Genomic DNA, 23,430 nt, shown 5'->3' on the forward strand with positions numbered 1-23,430 from the left:
GCGGCTTTTTAGCCCCGCTCGTCATCCTCCAATCGGTCGTCAGGCGGGAAGTGCCGCGCGAGATCCATGCTGTCGTGAAGGACGCGGGCGATCTCCAGACACCCGTCGTGTGCGACACGATACAGGAGGAAGTGACGAGGCTTTCGGATACGCCCAATTGATCGACTAACATGGTCTCGGCTGTGACGAAGGTGGTACGTGAAAGCCCCGTTCGCCAGTTCTGGGCGTTCCTGGACTCCAACGCGCCGGGGGTCTTCCACGAGATCCAAAATCGATTGCGTCAGCAATTCTTCATAACGCAGGCGGACTCGTTCGCCGAATTGCTCGTGCGACCAGCCGAGGATCGCTTCGATATCCCGCTCAGCCTGGGGAGAAAGGCGGAACCGCGTCATGGGTTAATCGGCTGATTGGGATTCGCCGGCCTTCGCCGCGCGGCGGCCGATCTGGGCGATGGCGTTCCTCAATTCACTGGCGTTTGAAAGACTCAACCCCTGCCCCTGGTCGAGCGTCCGAAACCCATCCGAGGCCAGTCCGCGCAGCAACGCCAATTTTTGTTCCTCGGCCCGCGTCCGCCGTTCCAGAAGCCTCAAGCCCGCCCGAAGCACCTCGCTGGCGTCCTGGTATCGGCCGGCCTCCACCTGCTCTTCCACGAAACGGTCGAAATGCTCGGTGAGCTTGATGTTCCGGGTCGGCATGGAGGTCGTCTCCCTAGGATCTCGGTCCAGCCTGGCAAGCAACGAAAGCTCAGTCCGGTCACCCGTGGGCCAGCATCTCGCGGGCGAAGAGTGAGGCGCCGAGGACGCCGGCGTCGTCGCCGAGGGTCGCCAGGACGAACTTGATGGTCCGGTTCGGGTCGGTGATGATCTGGCGGCGGGCGGCCTCGGTGACCATGTCGAGGTAAGGCTGCCCGAGCGCCTGGGTCACGCCGCCGCCGATGACGACGATCTGCGGGCCGAAGACGTTGACCAGGCCCCCCAGGCCCGTCCCGAGGTAGAAGGCCGCGCGTTCGACCTCGCGAACGGCGACCTCGTCCTTGTTGCGGACGGCCTCCGCCAGGTCGCCGCTCTTGAGCCTCCCCTTGCGCTGGATCTTCTCGCCGAGGGGGCAGTCGCGCTTCTTCGACGCCTTGACGAGCCGGTTGGAGATGGCCGTCTTGCTGGCGAGGGCCTCCATGCAGCCCTTGGACCCGCAACCGCAGCGCGGGCCGCCGGCCTTGACGACGACGTGGCCGATCTCGCCGGCGTTGTTGGTCGAGCCGCCGACGATCCGGCCCCCCTGGATCAGGCAGCCGCCGATCCCCGTGCCGACGAACGCGGCGATGACGTCCGAATACCCCCGCGCCGCGCCCAGCATGAACTCGCCGTAGCCGCCGACGCGGACGTCGTTGTTGACCTTCACCGGCACGCCGAGCGCCTTGGAGAGGTCGGGCCCCAGGGCGAAGTTCTTGACGTTCATGTTGGCGCTGTAGAGGATCACGCCGGCGTCGGCGTCGAGCGGCCCCGGGGACCCGACGCCCGCCGCGGCGACGTCCGAGCGCGAGAGCCGGGCCTCGGCGAGCGCCTCGTCGATGCAGTCGAGCATCGTCTTGAGGATCGCCTCCGCCCCTTCCTTGGCCGGCGTGTTCCGCTTGCCCCGGCCGAGGATTTTGTGGTCGGCCGCGACCACGCCCGCCATGATCTTCGTGCCCCCGAGATCGACGCCGATCACCGGAGGCCCGCCCCCGTGCCCTTCCGCCATTGGGATGCGCCCCTGGGTTGAATTGCGACCGCGGCCTGTCACCGCCTGAGTCGTCCGCACATTCTAGCGGACGAGCCGTCGTCGCGTAAGCCGGGGCTTTAGGAAGAAGGGGTCGCCCCGGCGAGGATCTCGTCCAGCTCGGCGGCGTCGACGGTCTCCTGTTCCAGCAGGCGGTCGACCAGGCGGTCGAGCGCGTCGCGGCGGTCTTCCAGGATGCGGCGGGCCTTGGTCATGGACTCGTCGACGATCCGGCGGACTTCCAGGTCGATCTCGCGGGCGGTCTGCTCGCTGTAGCCGCGGTCGGGGGTTGAGCCGCCGCGGGGGGAGTCGCCGCGGTCGGGCGCGTAGCGGAGGCGGCCCACGACGGGACTCATGCCGAAGTCCAGCACCATCCGCGAGGCGATCTCGGTCGCCCGGCTGAGGTCGCTGGAGCAGCCGTCGGACGGCTCGCCCAGCACAATCTCCTCGGCGAGCGTCCCGCCCAGCAGGCCGCAGATCGCATTCTCCAGCGCCGTGCGGGTGTGGAGGAAACGGTCGTCCTCGGGCCGGTACATCGTGTACCCCAGCGCCGCCGATCCCCGGCCGATGATCGTCACCTTGTGGACGGGATCGGTCTGGGGGAGGCTCCGCGCCACCAGGGCGTGGCCCGATTCGTGGACGGCGATCCTTCGCTTCTCGTCGGCGCGGAGCAGCCGCTGACGCTTCTCCGGACCGGCGATGAGGCGTTCGACGCCGTCCTCAAACTCGGCTCTTCCCACGCAGTCCTTCCCTCGGCGGGCGGCCAGAAGCGCGGCCTCATTCACCAGGTTGGCCAGATCGGCCCCGGCGAAGCCGGAGGTCATCGCGGCGATGTGGCGGAGGCTCAAACCGTCGGCCAGCGGGACGGTCCGGGCGTGGACCTGGAGGATCTGCTCGCGGCCCACGAGGTCCGGGCGGTCGACGACCACCTGGCGGTCGAACCGGCCGGGACGCACCAGCGCGGGGTCGAGCGTTTCCGGGCGGTTGGTGGCGGCCAGCAGAATCACGCCGCGGTCGGAGTCGAAGCCGTCCATCTCGACGAGGAGCTGGTTGAGAGTCTGGTCGCGCTCGTCGTGGCCGCCGGAGCCCCCCGAGCCCCGGGCCTTGCCGATGGCGTCCAGCTCGTCGATGAAGATCAACGAGGGCGCCTTGGCGTGGGCCTTCGCGAACAGGCTGCGGACCCTCGACGCGCCGACGCCGACGAACAGCTCGACGAAATCCGAGCCCGAGAGCGAGAAGAACGGCACGCCGGCCTCGCCCGCCACCGCGCGGGCCAGCAGGGTTTTGCCCGTGCCGGGAGGACCCACCAGCAGCACGCCCTTGGGGATCCGCCCACCCAGCGTCTGAAACTTGCCCGGAGTGCGGAGGAAGTCGACGACCTCGCGCAGTTCGTCGACGACCTCGTCGTGGCCGGCGACGCAATCAAAGGTCACCCGGCGCTCGCCCTCGTCGTAGACCCTGGCCTTGCTCTTGCTGAAGGCCAGAGCGGAGCCGAGCCCCCCCGAACGGGCGAAGACCAGCGACAGGGCGGCGATCATCACCAGGAACATCGCCGTGGGGACGATCATCGCCCAGGCGGGCGACGGGACCGGCTCGGCGTCGTAGTCGCCGCCGGGGACGTGAGCCTCCAGCAAGCGGATCAGGTCCTGGTCGTGCTCCATCCCCAGCCGCGAAACCCGGTACGACGAGCCCGTTGCGAGCGGGGGCGACGCCGCCAGGCGGCCCTCGATCTCCGACGGCCCAACGCGCGCCGACGCCACGCGGCCTTCCGTCAACAGCTTGCGGAAGCGGCCGTAGGAAAGATCCTCCACCGGCGTGCGAAACGCCGCCAGCGGGTACAGAAGGGCCGCCAACCCCAGCGCGACGGTCGCCGCCAGCAGGCCCAGGTTGCGACGTCCTCGACGGGTGCGGTGCGAGAGCGAGAAGCGGTTCATAGTGCTCACGGTGTGGCGTCGTCGGGTGTTACTTACAGTCAGGTCGTCAACTCACGGGGGCGATCTTACCCGGCCCCCGCAGCGGGTCGACGCCCGGCTGGGGCTGGGGGCGAGGCGTGCGCGGCAGGTGCGGGAACGACGGTTGAGCTTCAATCCGACGGGCCTTGGAGAGGTCGACCCGGTCGTCGGTCAGGTTCACTTCGTAGCGCTGGTTCCCGGCCAACTGCATGGGGATTCGGACGGTGAACGTGCTCCCCCGGCCCAGTTGGCTCCGGAGGTGGACTTCGCCGCCGAGGAGCCGGGCGAGTTCGCGGACGATCGACAGTCCCAGGCCGGTCCCCTGGTGCTCGCGGGTCAGGACGTCGTCGTTGCGGCCGGGCGCCTTCGCCTGGCGGAACTTCTCGAAGATGGCCTCACGCTCGTCCTCGGCGATGCCGATGCCGGTGTCCTCGACCTCCAGGACGACGGACCGGCCCTCGGTCCGGGCCCGGAGCGTGACCCGGCCTCCTTCGGGGGTGAATTTGATGGCGTTGGAGAGGAGGTTGTAGAGGATCTGGCGGATCTTCCCCGCGTCCTGGCGGAGCAGCGGGATCGCCTCGTCGAGCCGGCATTCCAGGACCACGTCCTTGCGGTCGGCCATGGGTCGGGTGAGGTTCGTGAGCGCCTCGCAGACGTCGCGGATCGAGAAGTCCTCGCCGCGGACCTCCATCTTACCGCTCTCGATCTTGGCCAGGTCCAGGATGTCGTTGATCATCCCCAGCAGCATCTTGCCGGAGGTCTGGATGTTCCCCACGTACCGCTGCTGGCGGTCGTTCAGGTTGGAGTTGCCGTTGAGGACCTCGGAAAAGCCGATGATCGAGTTCAACGGCGTGCGCAGCTCGTGGCTCATGGTGGCGAGGAAGTCGCTCTTGATGCGGTTCATCTCGTAGAGCGCCATGTTCGCCTGGGCCAGTTCGTCAACCTTGTGGTCGAGGTCGTTGTTCACGTCGCGCAACTCCTGCTGCATGGCGACCAGGTTGTGGAGCATGCGGTTGAACGCGTGCGAGAGGTCCTCGAACTCGTCGCCGGTCTGGATCTGGCTGCGGATGTTCAGCCGACCGGCGGCGATGGCGTCGGAGACGTCCCGAAGGTGCTTGACCGGCTTGACGATCACGTAGCGGACGATCATCGCCGAGGCCAGGATCGCCAGCACGGTCGTCACCAGGGCGGCGGCGATCAGAACGGCCCGGTTGTTGTTGATCTTCTGCTGGATCTGGTCCATCGGCACCCGGACGACGACCGCGCCGGCGATATCCCCCGCCTTGACGGGGATGTTGAGCTTCCCATCCGGCGCGGGCCGCCAGAGGTGGCCGTCGATGTGGACCTTGCCCCCCTCGAAGGAGTCGATCGCCGCATCGTCGCGACTGTGGCAGTCCATCAGGCAGGTCGGCTTGAACGTCACGGCCTGGATGTACTGGTATTCCGGCTTCTTGCTCTCGCGATTGGTGACGACCCGGTCTTCCCACATCCGCGTGCCGTCCGCGAACGTATACGGGTTGGGCCGGATTTTGCCCGCCTTGACGGCCGCTTCCTCGTCGGCCGAGGCCTTGAGGAACCGCGCCAACGAGGCGGTCTCGAACTCGTCCTGGGGGTTCTTGGACTTGTCCTTGTCGGTGTAGGGCCGGATCACCCGGGCGTCGACGTTGGGAAGGTCGTCGGGGGTTGGGTTGAGGTCGCCCCACAGGGTGTCGAGGATGGATTCGAAGAGGTAGTTGCCCAGTTTCTTCGAGTGGATGTTCATCAGCGTGGGCTTGATGAGCATCCGGGCCGTCTGGGTCGTCTGGTTCTTGACCAGATTCTCCGTCTTGATGCCGTAGAGCAGGAAGCTGCCGACGACGAGCAAGAACAGCCCCAGCCCGAAGATGAAGCGGCACTTCCGCTCCAGGCTGGTCTCGCCGAGCAGGTGCTTGAAGCTGCGATAGGACACCGGTCAGGTCCCTCTACCAGGCTTCGGGCCTCCGCCCGCGGCGGTCGCATCCGCAGCCGAGCCGTCCCGTGCATCGCTTCCGAGCGTCCATCCATCGCCGAGGTCGTCGCGAGAGGAATATCCAACCTAATCAAAACCGCCGTTCCTGGCCAGTGCGAGATCCGGCCCCTGGACTTCCCACTCTCGGAGCCTATGCTGGGCGACAGAGGTGCACGGCTCTCCACCAGACCGGCCCCGGGCCGGAGGACGACACGACCATGAAGCCCTCGCGACGCACGATCCTTCGGACGGCCCTCGGCGCGGCGGCGGCCCCGGCGCTCGGCGGGCGGGGCGAGGCTCAGGAATCCCCTCGGGTCTCGGTCGAGCGTCTTCGCCAGGTCGCGGAAACCCCGGTGCTCCGGGTCGAGGCGATCGACCGACCCGTGGAGATCGCCTCGCTGGACCTCCTCCGGCGCGGGCGGGAGTACCTCGTCCGGGCTCGGTCGAAGGACGGGGCCGAGGGCTACTCCGTCGCCAACTCCATGCACATGGTCCACACGTACCCGATCTTCCTCAATCGGGTCGCCCCGTTCTTCAAGGGGAAGGACGCCCGGCAGTTGGAGCCCCTGCTCTGGGAGCTTTACCGCCACGACGACAACTACAAATACCAGGGACTCGCCCTCTGGGTCTGCACGGCGGCCGCCGAATTCGCCGTGCTCGACCTGCTGGGGAAGGTCTCCGGCCGGTCGGTCGCCGACCTGCTCGGGGGCCTGAAGCGGACCGAGATCGACGTCTACCGCGCCAGCGGCACGCGGGGAAACACGCCCGAGCAGGAGGTGGCCGACCTCAAGAAGATCGTCGCCGAGAGTGGGGCGCGGGCGTTGAAGTTCCGCCTGGGGGGCCGGATGAGCCGCAACGCCGACTTCCCCCCGGATCGCACCGTCCGGCTGATCCCGATGGTCCGCGAAGCCTTCGGCCCCGGCATGACCCTGTACGCGGACTCCAACAGCTCGTACGGCGTCCCCGAAGCCATCCGCATCGGCCGGATCATGGAGGAGTATAACTACGCCTTCTACGAGGAGCCCTGCCGCTTCGACCACCTGGAAGAGACCAAGGCCGTCGCCGACGCCCTGCGAATCCCGATCGCCTGGGGCGAGCAGGAATTCAGCGAAGAGGGCTTCCTCTGGATGATCGCCAATCGCGGCGTGGAGATCGTCCAGCCCGACCTGCACTACCACGGCGGCTTCATCCGCTCGATGCGAGTCGCGCGGATGGCCCACGAGGCCGGCCTGCTCTGCACGCCTCACATGTCGGGCTCGGGCCTGGGCTACCTGGACGCCACCTACTTCGCCGCCTGCATCCCGAACCCCGTCCCCTTCACCGAGTACAAGGGCTCAGCCGCCGTCCCCGTCAGCAGCGAGACCTCGCCCCTCAAGGTGACCGACGGGCGGGTCAAAATCCCCACCGGCCCCGGCTTCGGCATCACCATCGACCCGACGTACCTCCGCGAGACGATCCCGGTGAAGACGACGGGGGGATGAAGGTCGCGCCGCCAGGCGCCTTCGTCCCTCCCGATCCGATCCACAACGGCCTTCCCCCCTCGCGGGGGAAGGTGGCCCGAAGGGCCGGATGAGGGGGGACCGGTTCCGCGTTCAGAGCAGTCGTGGGGTGCGCGTCCGACGCAGTCGTTCACTGGCCCACAAGGAGGATGCCCAGTCGCCTTCGAGCCGGAGACGGTTCGAGTCGACGCCGTGGGCCACGCGGGGCGAGGCTCTGCTCGGGGAGGGTCCTTTGGAAAGTATCTCTCGCTTCATCGTGGGGCCGTTGTTCGTCCTCGGCGGCCTGTGGTTTCTCGCCATTCCGTTTGCCTTCGCCGCCACGACCTTCGGCGACCGCGAAGTTCCACCGGGTTGGGAGGAATACTTCGGCAAGACGTTCGAAGGCGCCCTTTCGGCGATAGCTATAGGCCTCCTCATGGTCATCATCGGCCTATGCTGGGCGTTGGGTTGGCCTTACTCCTCGGACCGCGAAAGCCGCCTCTAGGTCGTGGCCCCCTCATCCGGCCCTTTGGGCCACCTTCTCCCACGAGGGGAGAAGGGAGGGTTGGCCCAGGCCCGCGAACGTGCTTCTTGAACGTGCCCCTCTCACTCCGGCAGCCACGAGGCCGGGATGCGGGCGAGGGTCAGGCGGTCGTAGGGCTTTCCCTTGGCGTCGGGACCGACTTCGCGGCTGCGCTCGTAGAGGCAGAGGATGGTGCCGTCGGGAAGGACGGCGAGGTCGCTGTAGGCGCTCGGGCCGGGTTCGAGCGTCTTGACCAGCGGCCAGGTCGCGCCGGAGTCGCGGCTCACCTTGATCGACAGGTTCTTGCGGTCCTTCCATTCCTTGGGCATGGGTGAGCCCGCCGGGATCGGCGTCTTGTGGGGCTGGGCGAAGATGAGTCGGTCCGGGCCGACGCCCGCCGAGGCCGGCAGGCGGACGATGCTCCCCATGCAGATGGGCTCGGCGAGTTCCTTGACGAACTCGGGCTTCGTCCAGCCGGTCGCGCCGTCGGGGCTGATCGTGACCAGCCGGCGCAGCGAGGGGCCCTCGTTGCGGACGTTGAGCATCACGCGGCCGTCGGCGAGTTGGACGACGACGGTCTCGTTGGGGTCGTCGGTTTCGGGAGTGTCGGGCGCGGCGATGTCGCCGCGCCGCCAGGTCTTGCCGCCGTCGTCGCTATAGATCGTGGCGGCGACCGACGGATGGTGCTGGTTGGCCCCCGTCGAGGTCGACAACCAAACGGCGACCACCAACCGGCCGTTCGCAAGCTGGATTCCGTGCCCCGGTCCGGTGGCGAGGACCTTCCAGTCGTACTCAGGCCGGAAGGCGTCGAACGTGGCCGTGACGTCGACGGGCGTGGAGAACGTCCGGCCGTCGTCGTCGCTCTTCATATAAAAGCATCGGCCGTATTCGACGCAGTAGAGAAAGTGAACGGCGCCCGAGCGATCGACGATCGCCACGGGATTGTTGACCGTCCGCACGCCCTGCTCCGCATGGCTCTTGGGCGCCACGGGGTTGGGCGGCACGCTCGCCTCGTTGTGGACGATCTGCGTCTGCGGGCTCCAGGTCTTGCCGCCGTCCTCGCTGCGGCGGAGGAAGACGTCGATGTCCGACCAGTCGCCGCCGGACTTGCGAGCCTCGCAGTAGGCCAGCACCGATCCCTTCGCGGTGACGACGACGCCGGGGATGCGGTACATCACGTAGCCGTCGCGTCCCGCTTCAAACAGGTCGATCTTCTCGACCTCCCCCGCCGAGGCCGACGCCATCCAGGCCCCCGCAATCACCGCCGCAAACAACCGCCTCATGGCGTCGCCTCCCTGTTGTACATAGTCGACAGCCGCCCTGCATTCCTTCATGAGCCGGTTCCGATCCATCGTCAGCGTTAGCCGGCGTAACAAAACCAACAACGACTACACCTCGCCGTTACACAATTTACTCAACATATTGCCGATTAAACCAAGGCGAGCCTGAACAAAATCTGAGTATGTAGCTGTGCTATAATCGAAGCTCGCAGGACTGGGAAGCAAATTAGAGGCGAAGACCGAGTCCGCATGAGCCCCAAGAGCAAGAGCACAACGCGGCAGATACGATTTAGGATCGGCGGAACCGACTCGCTTATTCTCGGAGGCAGACAGAATACATATATTGGCATTCGCATTATGTTCGCCTGGCGCATCGATCGATCTTAGATGCGCCCTAGGATATACATGGTGAAATTCCTTTTGATTAAACGCGGACAAAGCCTCACTAATGTCGATCGCGGCTCCATTGGTCACGTTCTTTGGATTCAAGAGCGCAAGAGCCAGGACGAAGGCTCGTGATCGTGAGTTGTTACTCCGAAAAACACCCCGCTCCCAAGCCTCATCTTTTGGAACCCCTCCAAACTCGTCTGGCGACCCCTTCCGGTTCACCACAAAGTCGTGTATCAAATCCAAATCACTGGAAACAACCGAATCGGAAGCGCCTCGATATCGCTCATTCAAGGCGGATCGCCAAAACCACTGGCGCACACGAACAACCTGATCAGGACTGAGATTGGGCTGTTTGGCGGTCACGTAAGTTAAAACCACCGCAAGAGCCTCATAGGGCAAAAAGTCCCAGCTGTAAACGCGGAATTCTGTCGATAGCAAGTCTACCGATTTCAGCACGGCGGCCTGCGCCCTAGACACTAATTCCGTCATGTCGGACTTCGGCAATTTGTCCAAGGAAAAAATCTGGGCGCGTTTGACGCCTCGGCATTGGATGGCACTCAAGCACTTCAACACAGTGCCGCCTTCAATATCGTCAAACCCTTTAGGAACAAGCGCGCCCTGAATTTGCTCGACCTGTTCATTGAGATCGAAACTGCGAGTCCAAGTCGCAGCAGCCATAAGATCAAATGTCGACAATTTCGTGCCAGAGCTATTAACCCGTTCAAATATCGGGCAAACTTCGTCAACCGTCAGATCTTTGAGCGTAACGACCGGAATTCGATAGTTAGTCAAAATACCAGCGATTGCGTCAAATCGCTCGTTCAGCTCCTTGCCTCGGGGATGAGTCAATAGCGCAGCTCTAAAATTCAACATGGCGGTAAACACGTATAGATGTCGCAACGGAAACACATGCACGAGAGGATTTTTAGGAAGCCTAACAAACTCTTCTTTTTCGAGATCGTAGCCCGCAGCAAACCCGGGATCTGTAGGCTCTGCTCCCAAACATGAGTAGATAACCGTCAGCCTCTGCTGTCCATCCAGAACATAATCAGTCGGATCAACATCATCGGTATCAGGCAAACTAAAGTCGCCAATATTCCTCTCTACTCGCATTTTATCTTTGGTCGTCCAAATCAACAGGCTTCCGACCGGGTAATTATTTGCCATGCTATCCAGCAAATCGAGAGCCTGCTGATCTTTCCACACAAACTTCCTCTGAAACTGAGGGATCTTCACCTCACCTTTTCGAATCTCTTCGCAAAGCGTGCTCAAGCTTTTCGTGGTCGTATCCAATCGGCCTTTCAGGTTCTTCTGCATCTCAAAGCCCCCACTTAAACCCGCTTGTTCTCGCCTTGGCGACCCACTGTCGAACAAATCGAATCAATGCAGCGCTCGCGAACACTAATTTTCAAGCAAGCAGAACGCGACGGCTCCCCCAGCCATGCACCTCGGGAACAGCGGCAGAGAAACACTACCCCGACTCTTGCGAGGCAATCGGCGAACGCCACTTGCTTTCTCTTACAATACCAAGGAATCAGCCCCGCTGTCCAAATTCCCACGGGATATTTAGTCGGCAATCTCAAAGATTTGCCGACGAGTCCAATAAAAACCGTTCTTGAACTTTACCGAGAGTTGCGAGAGCCAGAACCATCGTCTCTCCTGGGCCTCTCAATCCGTATCTCTTCCGTAGCTTTCGCCTCGCTTTTGGAATACGCTCGTCGATGCCGCGAGATTTCCCCACGCCCTGGGAGTCGTGCGATGAGAAGGGTCATTTTCTGCGTCTGCGTCCTGAGTTGCCTGTCGGCGTCCGCCCAAGAGGCGAAGAAAGCTGCGTCCGGGCAGCCCAACCCCGACTCTCAGTATCGGCTGGGTCCCGACTCGCTCCCCCAGGAAGGCGTGCCCAAGGGCGAGATCAAGGGACCGTTCACGCTCCCCAGTCAGGTCTATCCGGGGACCCAGCACACCTACTGGATTTACGTCCCCGCGCAGTACGACCCGGCGGTCCCGGCGGCCTTGATGGTCTACCAGGACGGCCAGGCGTTCAAGAATGAGACCGGGGACATGCGGGCCCAGAACGTGATGGACAACCTGATCTACCGCCGCGAGATCCCCGTGATGATCGGCGTGTTCATCAACCCCGGCCGACGCCCCGATCAGCCCGAGCCGACCCCCAAGAACTGGGGAGACCGCGACACCAACCGCCCCACCGAATACAACAGTCTCGACGACCGCTACGCCCGCGTGATCACCGAGGAACTCATGCCCGCGCTGGCGAAGGACTACAACATCTCCAAGGATCCGGAGATGCACGGCATCGGCGGGTCCAGCTCGGGGGCGATCGCCGCGTTCACCGTCGCCTGGGAGCGGCCGGATCACTTCCGCAAGGTCCTCAGCAACGTCGGCAGTTTCGTCAACCTGCGCGGGGGTCACGTCTACCCGGAGAAGATCCTCGCCGCTGAGAAGAAGCCGATCCGCGTCTACCTCTGCGACGGTCGCAACGACAACCGAGGCCTGCGCAACGGCAAGTACGACGAGACACGCGACTGGTTCTATCAGAACGTCCGGCTGATGAAGGCCCTCACGCAGAAGGGGTACGACGTCAACTACTCGTGGGGCATGAACAACCACGGCCAGAAGTTCGGCGGCGCGATCCTCCCCGACATGATGCGCTGGCTCTGGCGCGACGGCCCCGTCTCGACCGACCCCAACGACGCCGTGGAGCGCGACTTCCGCCCGCCGGTCGCGAAGAAGGGGTGAACGAGAAGGGCCCGCCCCACGATCACTTCACGAACGGCCGCACCCGCGCCGCGAACAGTTGGTAGCCGGTCGGCGAGAAATGGAGCCGATCCTGCACGAACAGCTCCTCGCGGGGGAGGCCGTCGGGACCGCCGAGGGTGAACTCGTCTGCATCGACGTAGCCGACGAAGGGCATGTCCAGGGCCATGGTGCGGATCAACCGGTTCAGCTCGCGTCCCTTGTCGACTTCGCTCCAGCGGGCGCGCGTCGGGGCGAGGCCGATGTAGAGAATCTCCGTCTTCGGCAGCTTGGCGCGGACGGTGTGGACGAACTCGGCGAAGTCGGCGGCGACCTCCTTAGGCGTCTTGCCGTCGTGGATGTCGTTGCCCCCGGCGCGGAGGAAGATCTGCTTGGGCTCGTAGGGGAAGATGATGCGGTCGGCGAAGTGGGTGGAGTCCTCGATCGCCGACCCGCCGAAGCCGCGGTTGACGACGTTCTTCCCCTGAAAATCCTCAGCCAGCGTCTTCCACAGCCGGATCGTCGACGACCCAATGAACAGCACGCCCCCCTTCTCCGGGGGCGCTTTCTTGTCGGCCTCCTCGAACGCCGAAATCTCCTTCTCCCACCTCGCGTAATTGTGCGTCGCCGCCGGCCCCGCCACCGGCGTTTGCCCGACGGTCGCATACGGCTGCACGCCCAGCAACAGGCCGATCGCGATCGTCGCAACGGTCGAAGGCTTCATCATGTTCGCAGACCTCGGGAGGGGGATTGGGGTGAAGTCGTCTTGCGAGAGGACTCCATCCTATCTCCCCCATCTCGCGAGGCAAGAAGCACGGAGGACCGTTCAAACCACCGGGCGTGTACCGCGTTGTTTGCGGGCCGTACGAGCAACGGCCGCGATCCCGGAGATTCCCAGGCCCATAAGGACCATCGCCGAGGGCTCCGGCACGGCGGCGTCGACTCCTCCGGCGATCACCGTCCCCGTGACGACGGCGGGCGTCGTGGCCGAAACACTCCAGTTGTCGGACTCGAAGCCGCTCTGGGACGCGGTGGTATTCGTGAACACGATCGAATCGAACGTCGTCCCGTCCGTGCCGATGAAGTTCAGATAGATGAAGGGATTCACGCCAACGTAGTACTGACCGCCGTTCGGGAAGTGTGAGATGGCGTCGAGGACATAGGCGGCGTTGAACGTGGCGATCAACTGGCCGCCCGAGTAGAACGAAACGTTGTTCCACCAGTCGGCGGACGACCAGTAGAAGCCGAAATACGCCTGTGGCCCGTTAAGCGTGAGCGTCGTCGGCGCGGTGGATCCACTTTGGACGCCCACCGAGAAGAACTCCCCCTTCCCACCCGCCCCGCCGTAGACGTTAGCGGCGAGGATGGCGAATGCGCCATTCGTCGAGAGCCGTCCGACGGCGGTGTCGAGGCTCGAATACAGGCCGGTCCTGAAGCCGTCGAAGTTCTCGGTCGTCGCTCCCGCGACGAGCGTGGCCTGCACGCTAGGGGCGTCGGCCGTGACGATGAGTCCCGCCTCGGTCGTGCCGGTTGAGCCGACGGCGGCTAACGACAAGAACAGAGCGCAGAGACGAACTCAAAATGAATCAACCATGTTTTCACCTCTTTGTTTCGTTGATACCTTCGGTTGATCGCGCAGGCAAGACGACCCAGCGTTTAAAATCTCCCTCACCCAAAAGAAAACCTCCGCATTGAGCGGAAATCGCCTTGTCGCACCACCCCGTCATCGCCAGAATGATGCATGCGGCACTCAGGCCCACCGCTCGACGCCGCACGTCGTCTGGAAAGCAATCCGCGGGTTCCTGACACGCGGTCTGGATTTTCCGAATCCAGCAATAAGCTCCCGGAGCGCCGATCGATGTCGAACCTCGACGTGGGCCTCACCAGCCCGACGCTGCTGCGAGCGGTGTCCGACCCGAGGTATCACCGGGACTGGCGGGAGTTTCGGGAGCGTTATACGCCTCTCATGCGGGAATGCTGCCGCCGCTATCGGCTGGACGAGCACGCCGTCGACGACGTCGTCCAGGATGCGTGGGTCCAGGTGGCCCGGCGGATGAGGGATTTCGTCTACGACCCGAAGAAGCGGAACTTTCGCGGCTGGCTGTGGCGCGTCTGTCAGTACTCGGCCGCAAGCCACTTGCGGCGGCGGAGCGCTGAGGAAGCAGGCTTGCTCGGACGCTGGGATGAGATCCCAGCCCCTGCGCCAATGCTCGGCGACGCGGCCGAGGATGCCGACGAATGGGCCGAGCACCGTCGGATCGCCGCCGAGGTTCAGGAAGCGGTCCGGCGGCGGATCGAGCCGCACACCTGGGAGGCCTTCCGACTCTTCGAGATCGTGGGTTGGAAAGGCGACGAGGTGGCCGGCCATCTCGGGATCAAGCTCGCGTCGGTCCACCAGGCCAAGAAGCGCGTCCTCGCCATGCTCCGCGAGGAAGGGCGGAATCGGCTGGAACACCTGGCGGACGATCGCCCATGAGCACCGACGGCGCGTGCCCCTCCGATGAGACCCTCCGCGGCCTGATCGAGGGCTCGCTCGATCCGGCCGCCTTCGACACAATCAATCAACACGTGGATAATTGCTCACAATGCCGTAGACAGATGGAGGTCTCGGGAAGAACCTTCTCCACCATTTCGCAATCGCTCGCCTTGCCGTCGCCGATCGAGGGTCCCCTGCCGGAAATCCCGGGCTTCGAGTTCGTCAAGCTGCTGGGCCGAGGCGGCGCGGGGGCGGTCTTTCTGGCCCGCCAGGCGGACGTGGGCCGACTCGTCGCGATCAAGGTCCTCGTGGCCGGCGACGGCGACGCCTCCGCCCGCACGCGAACCCGGTGGATTGAGGAAGCGACGGCCGCCGCCAGCGTCCGGCATCCGAACGTCGTGCAGCTCCACTCCTGGGGAGAGGTTGAGAAACTGCACTACCTCGTCATGGAATACGTCCCCGGCGGCGACCTCCAGCGTCGGGCGTCCTCCCCCCTGCCCCCGCGCGAGGCCGCCGCGCTGGTTGAAGCCGTGGCCCGAGCCGTGGCGCATCTGCATACCGTCGATTTGCTCCACCTCGACCTCAAGCCGTCGAACATCCTGCTGGACGACGACCCCGACGGGACCCCCGGCCGAATCATCCCGAAGGTCGCGGACTTCGGCCTCTCCACCCCGGCATCGAACGAAAGCGAACGCGGGGCCGGGATCCGCGGGACCCCCTCATACATGGCGCCCGAGCAGGCGGCAGCCGGCGCCGAGCCGATCGGAAAGGCGGCCGACGTCCACGCCCTCGGCGCGATCCTCTACCGCCTGCTGACCGGCCGGCCGCCGTTTCTGGGGGCGAGTCCGCAGGAGACGATCGAACAGGTCCGCGGCCGAGATCCTGTCCCGCCGAGGCTGCTCGTCGACCACATCCCGCGCGACCTGGAGACGATCGCCCTCAAATGCCTGGCGAAAGACCCGAGGAGTCGCTACAGCTCGGCCGCGGCGGTCGCCGAAGACCTCCGGCTCTGGACCGCCGGCCGTCCCATCAAGGCCCGGCCGATCTCCGCAGCCTCCCGCATCTGGAGATTCGCGCGCCGAGAACCGCGGCTCGCCGTCGCGTCCGCCGCCCTCGCGGCGGCCGTCATGCTTGGCTTGACCGTGTCGATCGCCCTCTATCGCCGGGCCGAGCGCAACCTGGCGACCGCCTCCGACGTCGCCTCACGTCTCCAGGCCCTGGTCGTGGAGATGGGCTACGGACGATACCCGGAATCAACGAGATTCGACACCGCCGCGACCGAGGTTCGGGAAGGCATGCTCCGACTCGCTGAAATCGTGGAGTTGCCTCCCCACCTGGTGCGTGGGCTGTCCGAGATCGAGGGCGTCGCGGCCCACCGCCTCATGGAAGCCAGGCGACTCGACGAAGCCCGCCGCCTCTTCCACGAGCGGACCTCGATACTCCGTAGCTCTCGGCGTGTCGCCGAGGAGAATCCGTTCCAACTTTATCTGTGCGGGGCGTTGATCAACGAGGCTGACTGCGAACAACGATCGGGACGAACCGCCGAGGCGCTCGCGCGGCTCGACGAGGCCGCGGCCCTGGTCCTCGCGGTCGGCGCTGAGAACCAGGGGCGATGTACGCAGGCGCTTCGGATTGGAGAAGGCTACGCCGACATCCGTGACGCCCCGGAGAGCCAGCCGGAAGAATCCAGGCGCGCCGAGGAGTCGCGTCGACGAATCCTAGAGCCACTGGCGAAGATCGATTCGGCCCGGCCCGAGATGATCCTCTTTCGGGCGTGCGCCCTGGTCGACCTGGGCGATCCGTCCCGAGCCGATGAGCATGCGGCCGGCCTGACGGCGCTGGCCTGTCCCTACCAGGCGCCGACCTTCGGTCGACGGCTGGAGATGGTGGACGCGACGAACGCCTGGGTGCGACGCGAGGTCTATCGCTGGTTGATCAAGCTCGAACACCTTGAGGCCGAGGATTTCCAACACGTCCTCGCCCGGCTCGAACGTCTCTATGAGCGGGCCGGAGTCGGTTCCGATAGCGCTATCAACCCCATCGCGAGCGTACACGACGGGTCCGCCCACGTCCTGATGACCCTCCGAAGCCAAGGGCGGTTCGATCAGGCTGAGCGCGTCACCGAGGTGATAATGACGACGGCTCGAAAACTCGTTGAAGACCGGCCCAGATCGGCCGATGCCCATGCATTGCTGGCCGAAGCTTACGGCCAGCGAGCCAAGAACGCCTGGAAGCGGGACAACCTGGCCGGCGTTCGATCCGGCCTGCAAGTGGCGATCCAGGCGGCGGCCGCCGGCCTGGCCGTCGCCCCTGACGACGCGATCCTGCGTCGCCAGCACTCCAAACTTGCCGAACGGCTCGCGGGGCTCGAACCGAACAACGTACCCGTAGACCGAACCGCCGTCAGTCCCGCGGACCTTGCGAATCGGGCAGCGACGAGTTCGCGGCCGAGCGAGTAGGAAGATCAGCCGCCGCGAAGGTCGTCCGGCGTGAGTGCAAGGTCTCTTGCCGAGGGCGTTCTTCGGCGAATGGGGCTCGGGCTAGAATCGGACGTCGTAGGCCTGACGGCATCCGTCGTAGGTGGTCTGAGCTTCACGAAAGAGAGTCCGAGCACGGCTGCGGTCGCCCAGCCGGGTCGCTTCGCGGAGCCCTCGGACGGCTTCCAACAATGCCTGGGTGAGGCGCTGAGCCTCGGCGTCGGGACGGCGGAAGCGGATCGCCGCGCCGATCGGCAGTCGCGACGCCTGCCGCTCCCAGAGATCGAGGTGATGGATCGGAACCTCGACGTCAGCCGCGTCGATCTCGCCGAAGTAATCAGCGCGGATGACGCTCATGTCGCGGAAGGCTTCGTCGGGGGATGGGAAGAACATGAAGCCGCCGACGACGAACAGGGTGATCCCGGCCGAAGCCCCGATCGCCCAGACGAGCCATCTCGGCAAGGGACGTTCGTAGATCGCCGCGCTCACGCCTTCGGTCTGTCGATCGGATCCTTCCGACCAGTCCTCAAACGTCGACCTCGGACCCAACCGACCTGCTCGGAGCGCCACGCCGGCCGCCAAACTCAGGGCCAGTGCAACCGGTGCAGCCAGCCCGCCGGAGCCCGTTCGTTCCCAGATCCTCCCCAACTCGCTGCCGACGAGGCTCGGATGGTCGTGGGAGATCGGAGAGACCAGGGCGTCGTAATGATCGTTGTCCGGGTTGATCGACCCGACGGGCGTATCCAGGCTCTCGATCGCCCAGGCGGCGAGGAAGGTCGCGACGACCGTCGCGGTCAGCCAACGAACGACCACGGCGCGACCATAAGCTCCGCCGATCCACGTCAGATGGCCGGCGGTGACTCCGATCCCCAGCACCACGAGAACCAGCATCGCTCCGGCGGACTGGCGGAACTTGACCATTTCCGGAAGCATGACCACGCCCGCTTCGGGGCTGACGTAGGCTGGCGCAGCGATCGCCGCCAGTCGAGCCGGCGCCATCGGATCGCCGGCGTTCGTCCCTTCGGCCAGCCAGGTCGGGGAGACGGCGGCGGAGACGATGCAAGCGACGATCAGCCCCACCCCCACGTCGAACCAGACCGGGCCGCTCGCCTCCCGGAGGAAATGAACAGCCCCCGCCGCCTGGCGATCTCGACCGGGGAGAGGAGTCGAGCCGTCCACCGTCTCCGCTTCCCTGGATCTCCCAACAGCCATCCCCACGACGACGGAGACCATTGCCGAAGCCGCCGTCAACCTGGCCATCACGCCGGGGCCCAGGTATGAGAAGCCGGTCAGGAGCGTCAAGGGATTGAACATCGGCGCGGCCAGCGCGAACGTCAGAACGGCGTCCCGCCGCACCCCCGAACGCCGCAGCTCTCGCAGGACGGGCAGCACGCCTAGCGAACAGACGGGGAGGAGCGTGGCGGCCGCCCAGGCCCGGACGGGCCCCGTCCAACGGCCCTCGCCGAACACCCGCCGCAACCGCGCCGGGCCGACCATCGAGCGGAGGATGGCGGAGGTTGCAAGGCCCAGCAGAAGGTAAGGCGAAGCCTCGACGACGACACGCGCCGCCCGGACCAGAAGTCCCCCGAAGAAGGCCGCGAGAGGGTCGATCATCGACTAGCTCACTTCCGCTTGATCTTATGGATGGTATGGCGACGCAGCCGGGGGCAGTATTTGCGGAGCCCTTCCCGCATCGCTTCGGGAAGGCCGCCGCGAGTGTTGATCGATTCCCGATGGTTCTGGTCGTCCGTCTCGGTGCACTGGAGCCAGACGTGCTCACGACCCTGGGACCTGGCCATCTGCGGGACTCTCCGTCGCCGGGTGAAGGATCAGCGTTTGAACGTCGTCGGCACCGGGACGCCGGCGAAAACCTCGGACACCACCGCCGGAAGCGCGCCGGCCTCGACGCCCAGCCGGACGCCCAGCGTCGGGGCCGCCACGTCGCGGACGTCGTCCGGGGTGACGTAGCCGCGGCCGGCGAGGAACGCACGCGCCTGGGCGAGCCTCTGCCAGATCAACAGGCCGCGCGGGCTGAGGCCAAGCTCGACCCGACGATGCGACCGCGTCGCCCTGCCCAGGTCGACGAGGTAGTCGCGAACCGCCGGCGCGACGGGCGTGGCGGCGACGCGAACCTGCAGCGAGGCCAACTCGTCGGCCCCAATGACCGCTGGCGCCAGTTCGGGCTCGCGAGCGGCCGCCCCGACCGCCGCGTCGAGCATCGCACGCTCGTCATCCCGGCCGGGGTAGCCGATGCTCAACTTGATCGCGAACCGATCGAGCTGCGCCTCGGGCAAGGGGTAGGTTCCGTGCTGCTCGACGGGATTTTGGGTCGCGATCACGAAGAACCCGTCGGAGAGGCGGTGATGGACGGAATCGACCGTCGCTTGCCGTTCGGCCATCGCCTCCAGGAGGGCGCTCTGGGTCCGCGGGGTGGCCCTGTTGATCTCATCCGCCAGCAGGACGTCCGCGAAGACGGGGCCGGGGATGAACTCGAACTCGCGGGTCTTGGGATCGTAGACCCGAAAGCCGGTGAGGTCCCCCGGGAGCAGGTCCGGCGTGCACTGGACGCGGGCGAACCGCCCGCCGACGGCTGCGGCCAGGGCCTTGGCCAGCGTGGTCTTGCCCAGCCCTGGCATGTCCTCGAGAAGGAGGTGCCCGCGGGCCAGGAGGCAGGCCAGAACCATCTCCACGACGTCCGCCTTCCCTCGCAGGGCCGCGTTCAACGCGCGCCTCAGCGCGGCGACCGCCTCGGCCGCTTCCAGGCGGTCGTCGGGGAGGCTGTCGAAGATTGTCGCGCTGGCGACTTTCATGTCGATGTTTCCTCGCAGTTCGTTCGCGTTCGGCTAAATCGGCCAAGCGTCCACGAGCGGACGATGAGCCTGCAGAGATCCCGCGGAGCCAGGCCGGCGTGCCGGGGAGGCGTTGAGCCCTCCGGCGCGTAGAGGCTCCATTCGGCCAGGGCCAGCAGTTGATCGAGGTCGGGACCGAAGTTGCAGCCGAGCTTCATCGGACCGTACCATCGCCGCAGCGTCGCGTGGGAAGGGCGAGGCGAACCGCCCAGCCGGGCGCGTCGCTCCACCAGCCTCATCGTGCGCAGGACGATCCGCCGCGAGGAGCCGCGCAGACCGGCCCTCCAGACGAGCGTGGCCGCGGCGTCGGCGGCCTCGCGCCGCAACCGGAGCCCCGCGAGCAGCAAGGCCAGGGTCGAGACGATCGCTGCCGGGTGGGCGGCGAGCCGGCGGCACGCGGCGACCAGGCGGGACCGAAGCGTGGCCAACGTCGTCGCCGGCGGCTTCATCAATTGGTATCCGGGCGTCGGCTCGACCGCGATCCAGGCGCCGTCGGAGGCTCGCACCTCAGCCCAGACGTGAACGTCCTCGCGCCTTACCGGAGTGTGGCGCGTTCGCGGGTCGTAGCGCTCGGGCCTGGCGTACAGTCCGCTCACCAGACGGGCCGAGAAGCCCGAGGCCCGCAGCATCGCCGCGGCGGTCGTCGCGAACAGGTAGTCGGGGCCTCGGGACGTCCTCGCGAAATGCTCGACGACGTCCTCGCAGTCCTGCGGCGCAACGAACCTTGCGTCCACGACGCCGAAGCGTCGCAGTCCGTCGACGATCGCCTCGACCTGCTCCCAGTCGTCGGTGGCCCCTTGGGTCCAGGACGCAAGTAAGGCCGAGGCCGTCCGACCGAGCGGCGGATCGCCCGGTTGGGCGTGTGACCGAAATACGAGCGAGTGCAGGGCCAGGGGGTCGACGACGCCCGCCTCGGTTTCCACCACCGTGCTCGACGGGATCGTCCTCCCTTCCATCTTCAGCAAGCCGTCGCACGCCCAGTCGAAGAAGTCGACGCGATCGACCTCGCCTACACGGAAGACCCGCAGTCGGCCGGGGGCGGGGAGCGACGAGGAATCCAGGCCGGCGATCTTGATCTTGTGGGCGACCGTCCCCGCATCAGTCCGGGGCTCCACGCCGTCGACGCGAAACCAGGGGCCCTTCCGCCGCTCCAGGACCAACCGCGTGTGAAACCGGGGACGACCGGCCTCCGTCCAATCCCGGCCGTTGAATTCGTCGTAGGCCGCCAGCGGAATATGCAGCGGCGTCGGACCTTCGACATACAGGAGAGCGCCTGCCTCGCGATGGGCGGGCTTGCCCTGCGTTCCGGGCTTCGCCCCTCGGCGGACGGCCGAAAACTGACGGCCGGCGCGCAGGTTCTCGGCGGGCCGCTCGCGCTGTTCGGCGACGTTCTGGTTGCTGAGCGCGACCATACGGTCCATCTTGCGCGGCTTCGAGGGCTCGCCGTACATGTCGTTGAAGGCGTCGTAAAGCGAGGGGCGGTCGGTGTCGAGGTAGACGTCGCTGTCCGCGAAGCCGATGCTCTCGGGTCGCTCCGCGCCTTTCACCTCGTTCTCGCCGTCGCCAACGCCGCCGCGGGCGTCGGGATCGTCCCAGTCCGTGCCGCCCGAACTGGGCATCAGGCCCGCCAGAGCCACGGCCGCGCGAGTTGGGCCGAGGGCGACCATCCCGGCCGCGACGCCGACCAACGCGAATGCGGTCAACATCGGCGCGGCCGGCCACCGACCGGGCTCGCGTCGACCGTCGATGAGGCGCAGCCCCCGCCAGTAGACCAACGCCAGCCAGGCCCCACCGACGATCGAGTAGAGTCCAATCGCCCCGAGCACGATCGCCCCCTCGACGAGGCAGGAGGAGCAAAGGATGAGAAACAGACTCGCGAGCGCCGTGAGTCGAGTCGTCGAGGCCCGATTCGACGTCGCCGCGAGACCTAGAACCAGGTTGCGGAGCGACGCCAGCAAGGCCAGTTCCAGGGGGCCGGGTCGGCCGACCGCAATCATGCGGACCGCCGACATCGCCAGGGGGGCGGAGAAGGCGGCCGCCAGGACTACGGCCGTCGCCCGTAGCGGCCGGCCTCGGTATCGGCTCAGGCACGCGTGGACGAGGATGGTTAGCGACGTCCAGCCCAGGGCGGTCACCAGGGCCCCCATCGGCGGCGAGCCCGGTTCGGCGATCGCCAGCTCCGTCGTCGCCGTGGCGATCGACGCCAAGGCGAGCGTGACCACCCGGACGTCCCGTGGTTCGTCAACGACCTCAGGCCTCAAGCGCGCCCCCTTTCCATCCCCTGCGAACCTGCCGCGGCACGTCGCGAGGATCGTCGATCCAGATCCACGCCCTCGGGCCCGAGGGCGCGACGACGGGAGCCGGCGCGTCGGCGAAGGCCCCGGCCGCCAGGAGGACGAAGCGTTCTTCCAACCTCGGAGAGCCAGGATGGGGACGCCGCGGCGATCGATCCGTCGCAACGACGAGTCGCAATCCCGACGTGCGCCGGACGCACGCCGGGCCGGCCAGCACCCTCTCGAGCGACTGCGAGGCGTCGGCCGTGAGGCACGCCAAAGCGTCGAGCGCCGCGCGCCGACGCGAGTCCACGGAGCCTCCCTTGCTCGTAATCGTCACGTCGCCGAAGACCAACTCGACCTCAACTCCCTGGCCGATCCAATCCTCGGCGAAGCTGGCCGCGACCCGGACGGCCCATTCCAGCGAGCCAGCCGATCCCGAGCCCGCGTGGGAGTCCGGGTGGACGTCGATGACGATCTGGACCTCGGGGGTGGCCCTCGACTCCAACTCGCAGACGATCAGGGTCCCGTGCCGCGCCGACTGCGGCCAATGGATGCGTCGGATCGAGTCTCCCCTTCGATACGGCCGGACGCCCACGAGGTCGCCGATCGTCCCGGCGCGGGCCCGAATGGCCGTCCCCTCCGACTCCCGGGCGCCGGCCGACTCGGGGATCGGCCCTACCGGAAAGGTCGCCGGCCAGACGAGGATGCAGCGCGCCGCGAGGATGGGGCGAGAGGCCTCGCGAATGCCGAACGGGAATCCGCAGGCGACGCGAGGAACGGTCTCGGGGTATCGCCCGCGACGGTCGAAGACGACGTCCCAGGCCGCCTCGGTGGTCCGCAGTCCCGGCGAGAAGGCCAGGCCGGTCAAGGGACCGAAGGATTCCCCGGAAGATGGCCGCACGACCAGAGCCCAGGCTCCCCAGGGGGCCCGGTTCCGGATCCTGAGCCGGGCCGAGGTGGGAGAGCCCTCGCGGGTCCGCTCGACCGCATAGGACAGCTCGCCCGTCACCCCCCACAACGACACCCAGGGCCACACCGCGCCGACGACGAGCACGGCCGCGATGCCCGCGGCCGGGACGAGAGCCCTCGGATGCAAGTAGAGCCCGCAAAGGACGCCCGCGACAGCGGCCGTCGCCAGCACCGAAGCGGGACTGCGGAGTCGCTTCGCGATCGAGATCGCCCGCGAACGCATCTCGCCCTCCTGAACTCTCGGCCCACCTTCCTGCATGACGC

At 66.3% G+C, this 23,430-nt stretch carries 19 protein-coding genes; 5 read left to right on the forward strand and 14 right to left on the reverse strand.

The features are described 5' to 3' along the window. Positions 1-8: 8 nt before the first annotated feature. The 5 genes from G5C50_RS33200 to G5C50_RS10955 form a co-directional block, all read right to left on the reverse strand. A complete protein-coding gene (locus tag G5C50_RS33200) occupies positions 9-392 on the reverse strand; it encodes a type II toxin-antitoxin system RelE/ParE family toxin (protein WP_165068926.1) in 384 nt (127 codons plus the stop codon). Between the two features lie 3 nt (positions 393-395). Further along, positions 396-695: a type II toxin-antitoxin system ParD family antitoxin gene (locus G5C50_RS10940; protein WP_165068929.1), complete on the reverse strand. Its 300-nt coding sequence runs from the start codon at positions 693-695 to the stop codon at positions 396-398. Positions 696-753: 58 nt separating this feature from the next. After that, positions 754-1,737, reverse strand: coding sequence for an ROK family protein (locus G5C50_RS10945; protein ID WP_165068932.1), 984 nt, complete (start codon positions 1,735-1,737; stop codon positions 754-756). 98 nt (positions 1,738-1,835) lie between these two features. Further along, on the reverse strand, positions 1,836-3,689 hold the full coding sequence (ftsH, locus tag G5C50_RS10950) for an ATP-dependent zinc metalloprotease FtsH (RefSeq protein ID WP_165069311.1): 1,854 nt from the start codon (positions 3,687-3,689) through the stop codon (positions 1,836-1,838). Between the two features lie 46 nt (positions 3,690-3,735). Continuing rightward, positions 3,736-5,655: an ATP-binding protein gene (locus G5C50_RS10955; protein ID WP_165068934.1), complete on the reverse strand. Its 1,920-nt coding sequence runs from the start codon at positions 5,653-5,655 to the stop codon at positions 3,736-3,738. Positions 5,656-5,912: 257 nt separating this feature from the next. Here G5C50_RS10955 and G5C50_RS10960 point away from each other — a divergent pair, with 257 nt between their 5' ends. After that, positions 5,913-7,175: a mandelate racemase/muconate lactonizing enzyme family protein gene (locus G5C50_RS10960; RefSeq protein WP_165068937.1), complete on the forward strand. Its 1,263-nt coding sequence runs from the start codon at positions 5,913-5,915 to the stop codon at positions 7,173-7,175. A gap of 250 nt (positions 7,176-7,425) precedes the next feature. Then, entirely contained in the window at positions 7,426-7,677 is a 252-nt protein-coding gene (locus G5C50_RS10965; protein ID WP_165068940.1) for a hypothetical protein, read from the forward strand. A 101-nt stretch (positions 7,678-7,778) separates the two neighbouring features. Here G5C50_RS10965 and G5C50_RS10970 read toward each other — a convergent pair whose 3' ends face one another. Both G5C50_RS10970 and G5C50_RS10975 read right to left on the reverse strand, forming a co-directional pair. Further along, on the reverse strand, positions 7,779-8,978 hold the full coding sequence (locus G5C50_RS10970) for a sialidase family protein (RefSeq protein WP_165068942.1): 1,200 nt from the start codon (positions 8,976-8,978) through the stop codon (positions 7,779-7,781). A 105-nt stretch (positions 8,979-9,083) separates the two neighbouring features. Continuing rightward, a complete protein-coding gene (locus tag G5C50_RS10975; RefSeq protein ID WP_165068945.1) occupies positions 9,084-10,682 on the reverse strand; it encodes a DUF262 domain-containing protein in 1,599 nt (532 codons plus the stop codon). A 441-nt stretch (positions 10,683-11,123) separates the two neighbouring features. Here G5C50_RS10975 and G5C50_RS10980 point away from each other — a divergent pair, with 441 nt between their 5' ends. Beyond that, on the forward strand, positions 11,124-12,122 hold the full coding sequence (locus G5C50_RS10980) for an alpha/beta hydrolase (RefSeq protein ID WP_165068948.1): 999 nt from the start codon (positions 11,124-11,126) through the stop codon (positions 12,120-12,122). 22 nt (positions 12,123-12,144) lie between these two features. Here the strand turns inward: G5C50_RS10980 and G5C50_RS10985 are convergent, their stop codons facing one another. Together G5C50_RS10985 and G5C50_RS10990 are read right to left on the reverse strand one after the other, a co-directional pair. Then, the gene (locus tag G5C50_RS10985) at positions 12,145-12,846 is read right to left on the reverse strand and encodes a GDSL-type esterase/lipase family protein (protein WP_165068950.1); all 702 of its coding nucleotides are present in this window, start codon (positions 12,844-12,846) and stop codon (positions 12,145-12,147) included. A 99-nt stretch (positions 12,847-12,945) separates the two neighbouring features. After that, positions 12,946-13,674 (reverse strand): PEP-CTERM sorting domain-containing protein, encoded by a 729-nt coding sequence (locus G5C50_RS10990; protein ID WP_165068953.1) that lies wholly within the window; start codon positions 13,672-13,674, stop codon positions 12,946-12,948. A gap of 303 nt (positions 13,675-13,977) precedes the next feature. Between G5C50_RS10990 and G5C50_RS10995 the strand changes: the two genes are divergently transcribed. Both G5C50_RS10995 and G5C50_RS11000 read left to right on the forward strand, forming a co-directional pair. After that, positions 13,978-14,595: an RNA polymerase sigma factor gene (locus tag G5C50_RS10995; RefSeq protein ID WP_165068956.1), complete on the forward strand. Its 618-nt coding sequence runs from the start codon at positions 13,978-13,980 to the stop codon at positions 14,593-14,595. Further along, complete coding sequence (locus G5C50_RS11000; protein ID WP_165068958.1) at positions 14,592-17,054, forward strand: serine/threonine-protein kinase; 2,463 nt, start codon at positions 14,592-14,594, stop codon at positions 17,052-17,054. The genes G5C50_RS10995 and G5C50_RS11000 overlap by 4 nt, the downstream gene beginning before the upstream one ends. 81 nt (positions 17,055-17,135) lie before the next feature. On the opposite strand, the gene G5C50_RS11005 is transcribed toward G5C50_RS11000, so the two are convergent. From G5C50_RS11005 to G5C50_RS11025, 5 genes are read right to left on the reverse strand one after another with little or no spacing between them, the layout of a single operon-like run. Then, positions 17,136-18,686 (reverse strand): permease, encoded by a 1,551-nt coding sequence (locus G5C50_RS11005; protein WP_165068961.1) that lies wholly within the window; start codon positions 18,684-18,686, stop codon positions 17,136-17,138. 8 nt (positions 18,687-18,694) lie between these two features. Continuing rightward, positions 18,695-18,871, reverse strand: coding sequence for a 50S ribosomal protein L33 (gene rpmG, locus G5C50_RS11010; RefSeq protein WP_165068964.1), 177 nt, complete (start codon positions 18,869-18,871; stop codon positions 18,695-18,697). Positions 18,872-18,901: 30 nt separating this feature from the next. After that, the gene (locus G5C50_RS11015; RefSeq protein WP_165068966.1) at positions 18,902-19,882 is read right to left on the reverse strand and encodes an AAA family ATPase; all 981 of its coding nucleotides are present in this window, start codon (positions 19,880-19,882) and stop codon (positions 18,902-18,904) included. Beyond that, a complete protein-coding gene (locus G5C50_RS11020) occupies positions 19,879-22,182 on the reverse strand; it encodes a transglutaminase-like domain-containing protein (protein WP_165068968.1) in 2,304 nt (767 codons plus the stop codon). Before G5C50_RS11020 ends, G5C50_RS11015 begins: the two co-directional genes overlap by 4 nt. Beyond that, positions 22,172-23,389 (reverse strand): DUF58 domain-containing protein, encoded by a 1,218-nt coding sequence (locus tag G5C50_RS11025; RefSeq protein ID WP_165068970.1) that lies wholly within the window; start codon positions 23,387-23,389, stop codon positions 22,172-22,174. The genes G5C50_RS11020 and G5C50_RS11025 overlap by 11 nt, the downstream gene beginning before the upstream one ends. Positions 23,390-23,430: the final 41 nt, after the last annotated feature.

This window comes from Paludisphaera rhizosphaerae (genome assembly GCF_011065895.1).
GTDB lineage: Bacteria > Planctomycetota > Planctomycetia > Isosphaerales > Isosphaeraceae > Paludisphaera > Paludisphaera rhizosphaerae.

Coding starts and splice junctions, on each gene's coding strand:
- G5C50_RS11025 (WP_165068970.1), bottom strand. CDS start 23,389: ATGCGTTCGCGGGCGATCTCGATCGCGAAGCGACTCCGCAGTCCCGCT.
- G5C50_RS10985 (WP_165068950.1), bottom strand. CDS start 12,846: ATGATGAAGCCTTCGACCGTTGCGACGATCGCGATCGGCCTGTTGCTG.
- G5C50_RS10975 (WP_165068945.1), bottom strand. CDS start 10,682: ATGCAGAAGAACCTGAAAGGCCGATTGGATACGACCACGAAAAGCTTG.
- ftsH (WP_165069311.1), bottom strand. CDS start 3,689: ATGAACCGCTTCTCGCTCTCGCACCGCACCCGTCGAGGACGTCGCAAC.
- G5C50_RS11005 (WP_165068961.1), bottom strand. CDS start 18,686: ATGATCGACCCTCTCGCGGCCTTCTTCGGGGGACTTCTGGTCCGGGCG.
- G5C50_RS11015 (WP_165068966.1), bottom strand. CDS start 19,882: ATGAAAGTCGCCAGCGCGACAATCTTCGACAGCCTCCCCGACGACCGC.
- G5C50_RS10945 (WP_165068932.1), bottom strand. CDS start 1,737: ATGGCGGAAGGGCACGGGGGCGGGCCTCCGGTGATCGGCGTCGATCTC.
- G5C50_RS33200 (WP_165068926.1), bottom strand. CDS start 392: ATGACGCGGTTCCGCCTTTCTCCCCAGGCTGAGCGGGATATCGAAGCG.
- G5C50_RS11000 (WP_165068958.1), top strand. CDS start 14,592: ATGAGCACCGACGGCGCGTGCCCCTCCGATGAGACCCTCCGCGGCCTG.
- G5C50_RS10960 (WP_165068937.1), top strand. CDS start 5,913: ATGAAGCCCTCGCGACGCACGATCCTTCGGACGGCCCTCGGCGCGGCG.
- rpmG (WP_165068964.1), bottom strand. CDS start 18,871: ATGGCCAGGTCCCAGGGTCGTGAGCACGTCTGGCTCCAGTGCACCGAG.
- G5C50_RS10970 (WP_165068942.1), bottom strand. CDS start 8,978: ATGAGGCGGTTGTTTGCGGCGGTGATTGCGGGGGCCTGGATGGCGTCG.
- G5C50_RS10940 (WP_165068929.1), bottom strand. CDS start 695: ATGCCGACCCGGAACATCAAGCTCACCGAGCATTTCGACCGTTTCGTG.
- G5C50_RS10980 (WP_165068948.1), top strand. CDS start 11,124: ATGAGAAGGGTCATTTTCTGCGTCTGCGTCCTGAGTTGCCTGTCGGCG.
- G5C50_RS10995 (WP_165068956.1), top strand. CDS start 13,978: ATGTCGAACCTCGACGTGGGCCTCACCAGCCCGACGCTGCTGCGAGCG.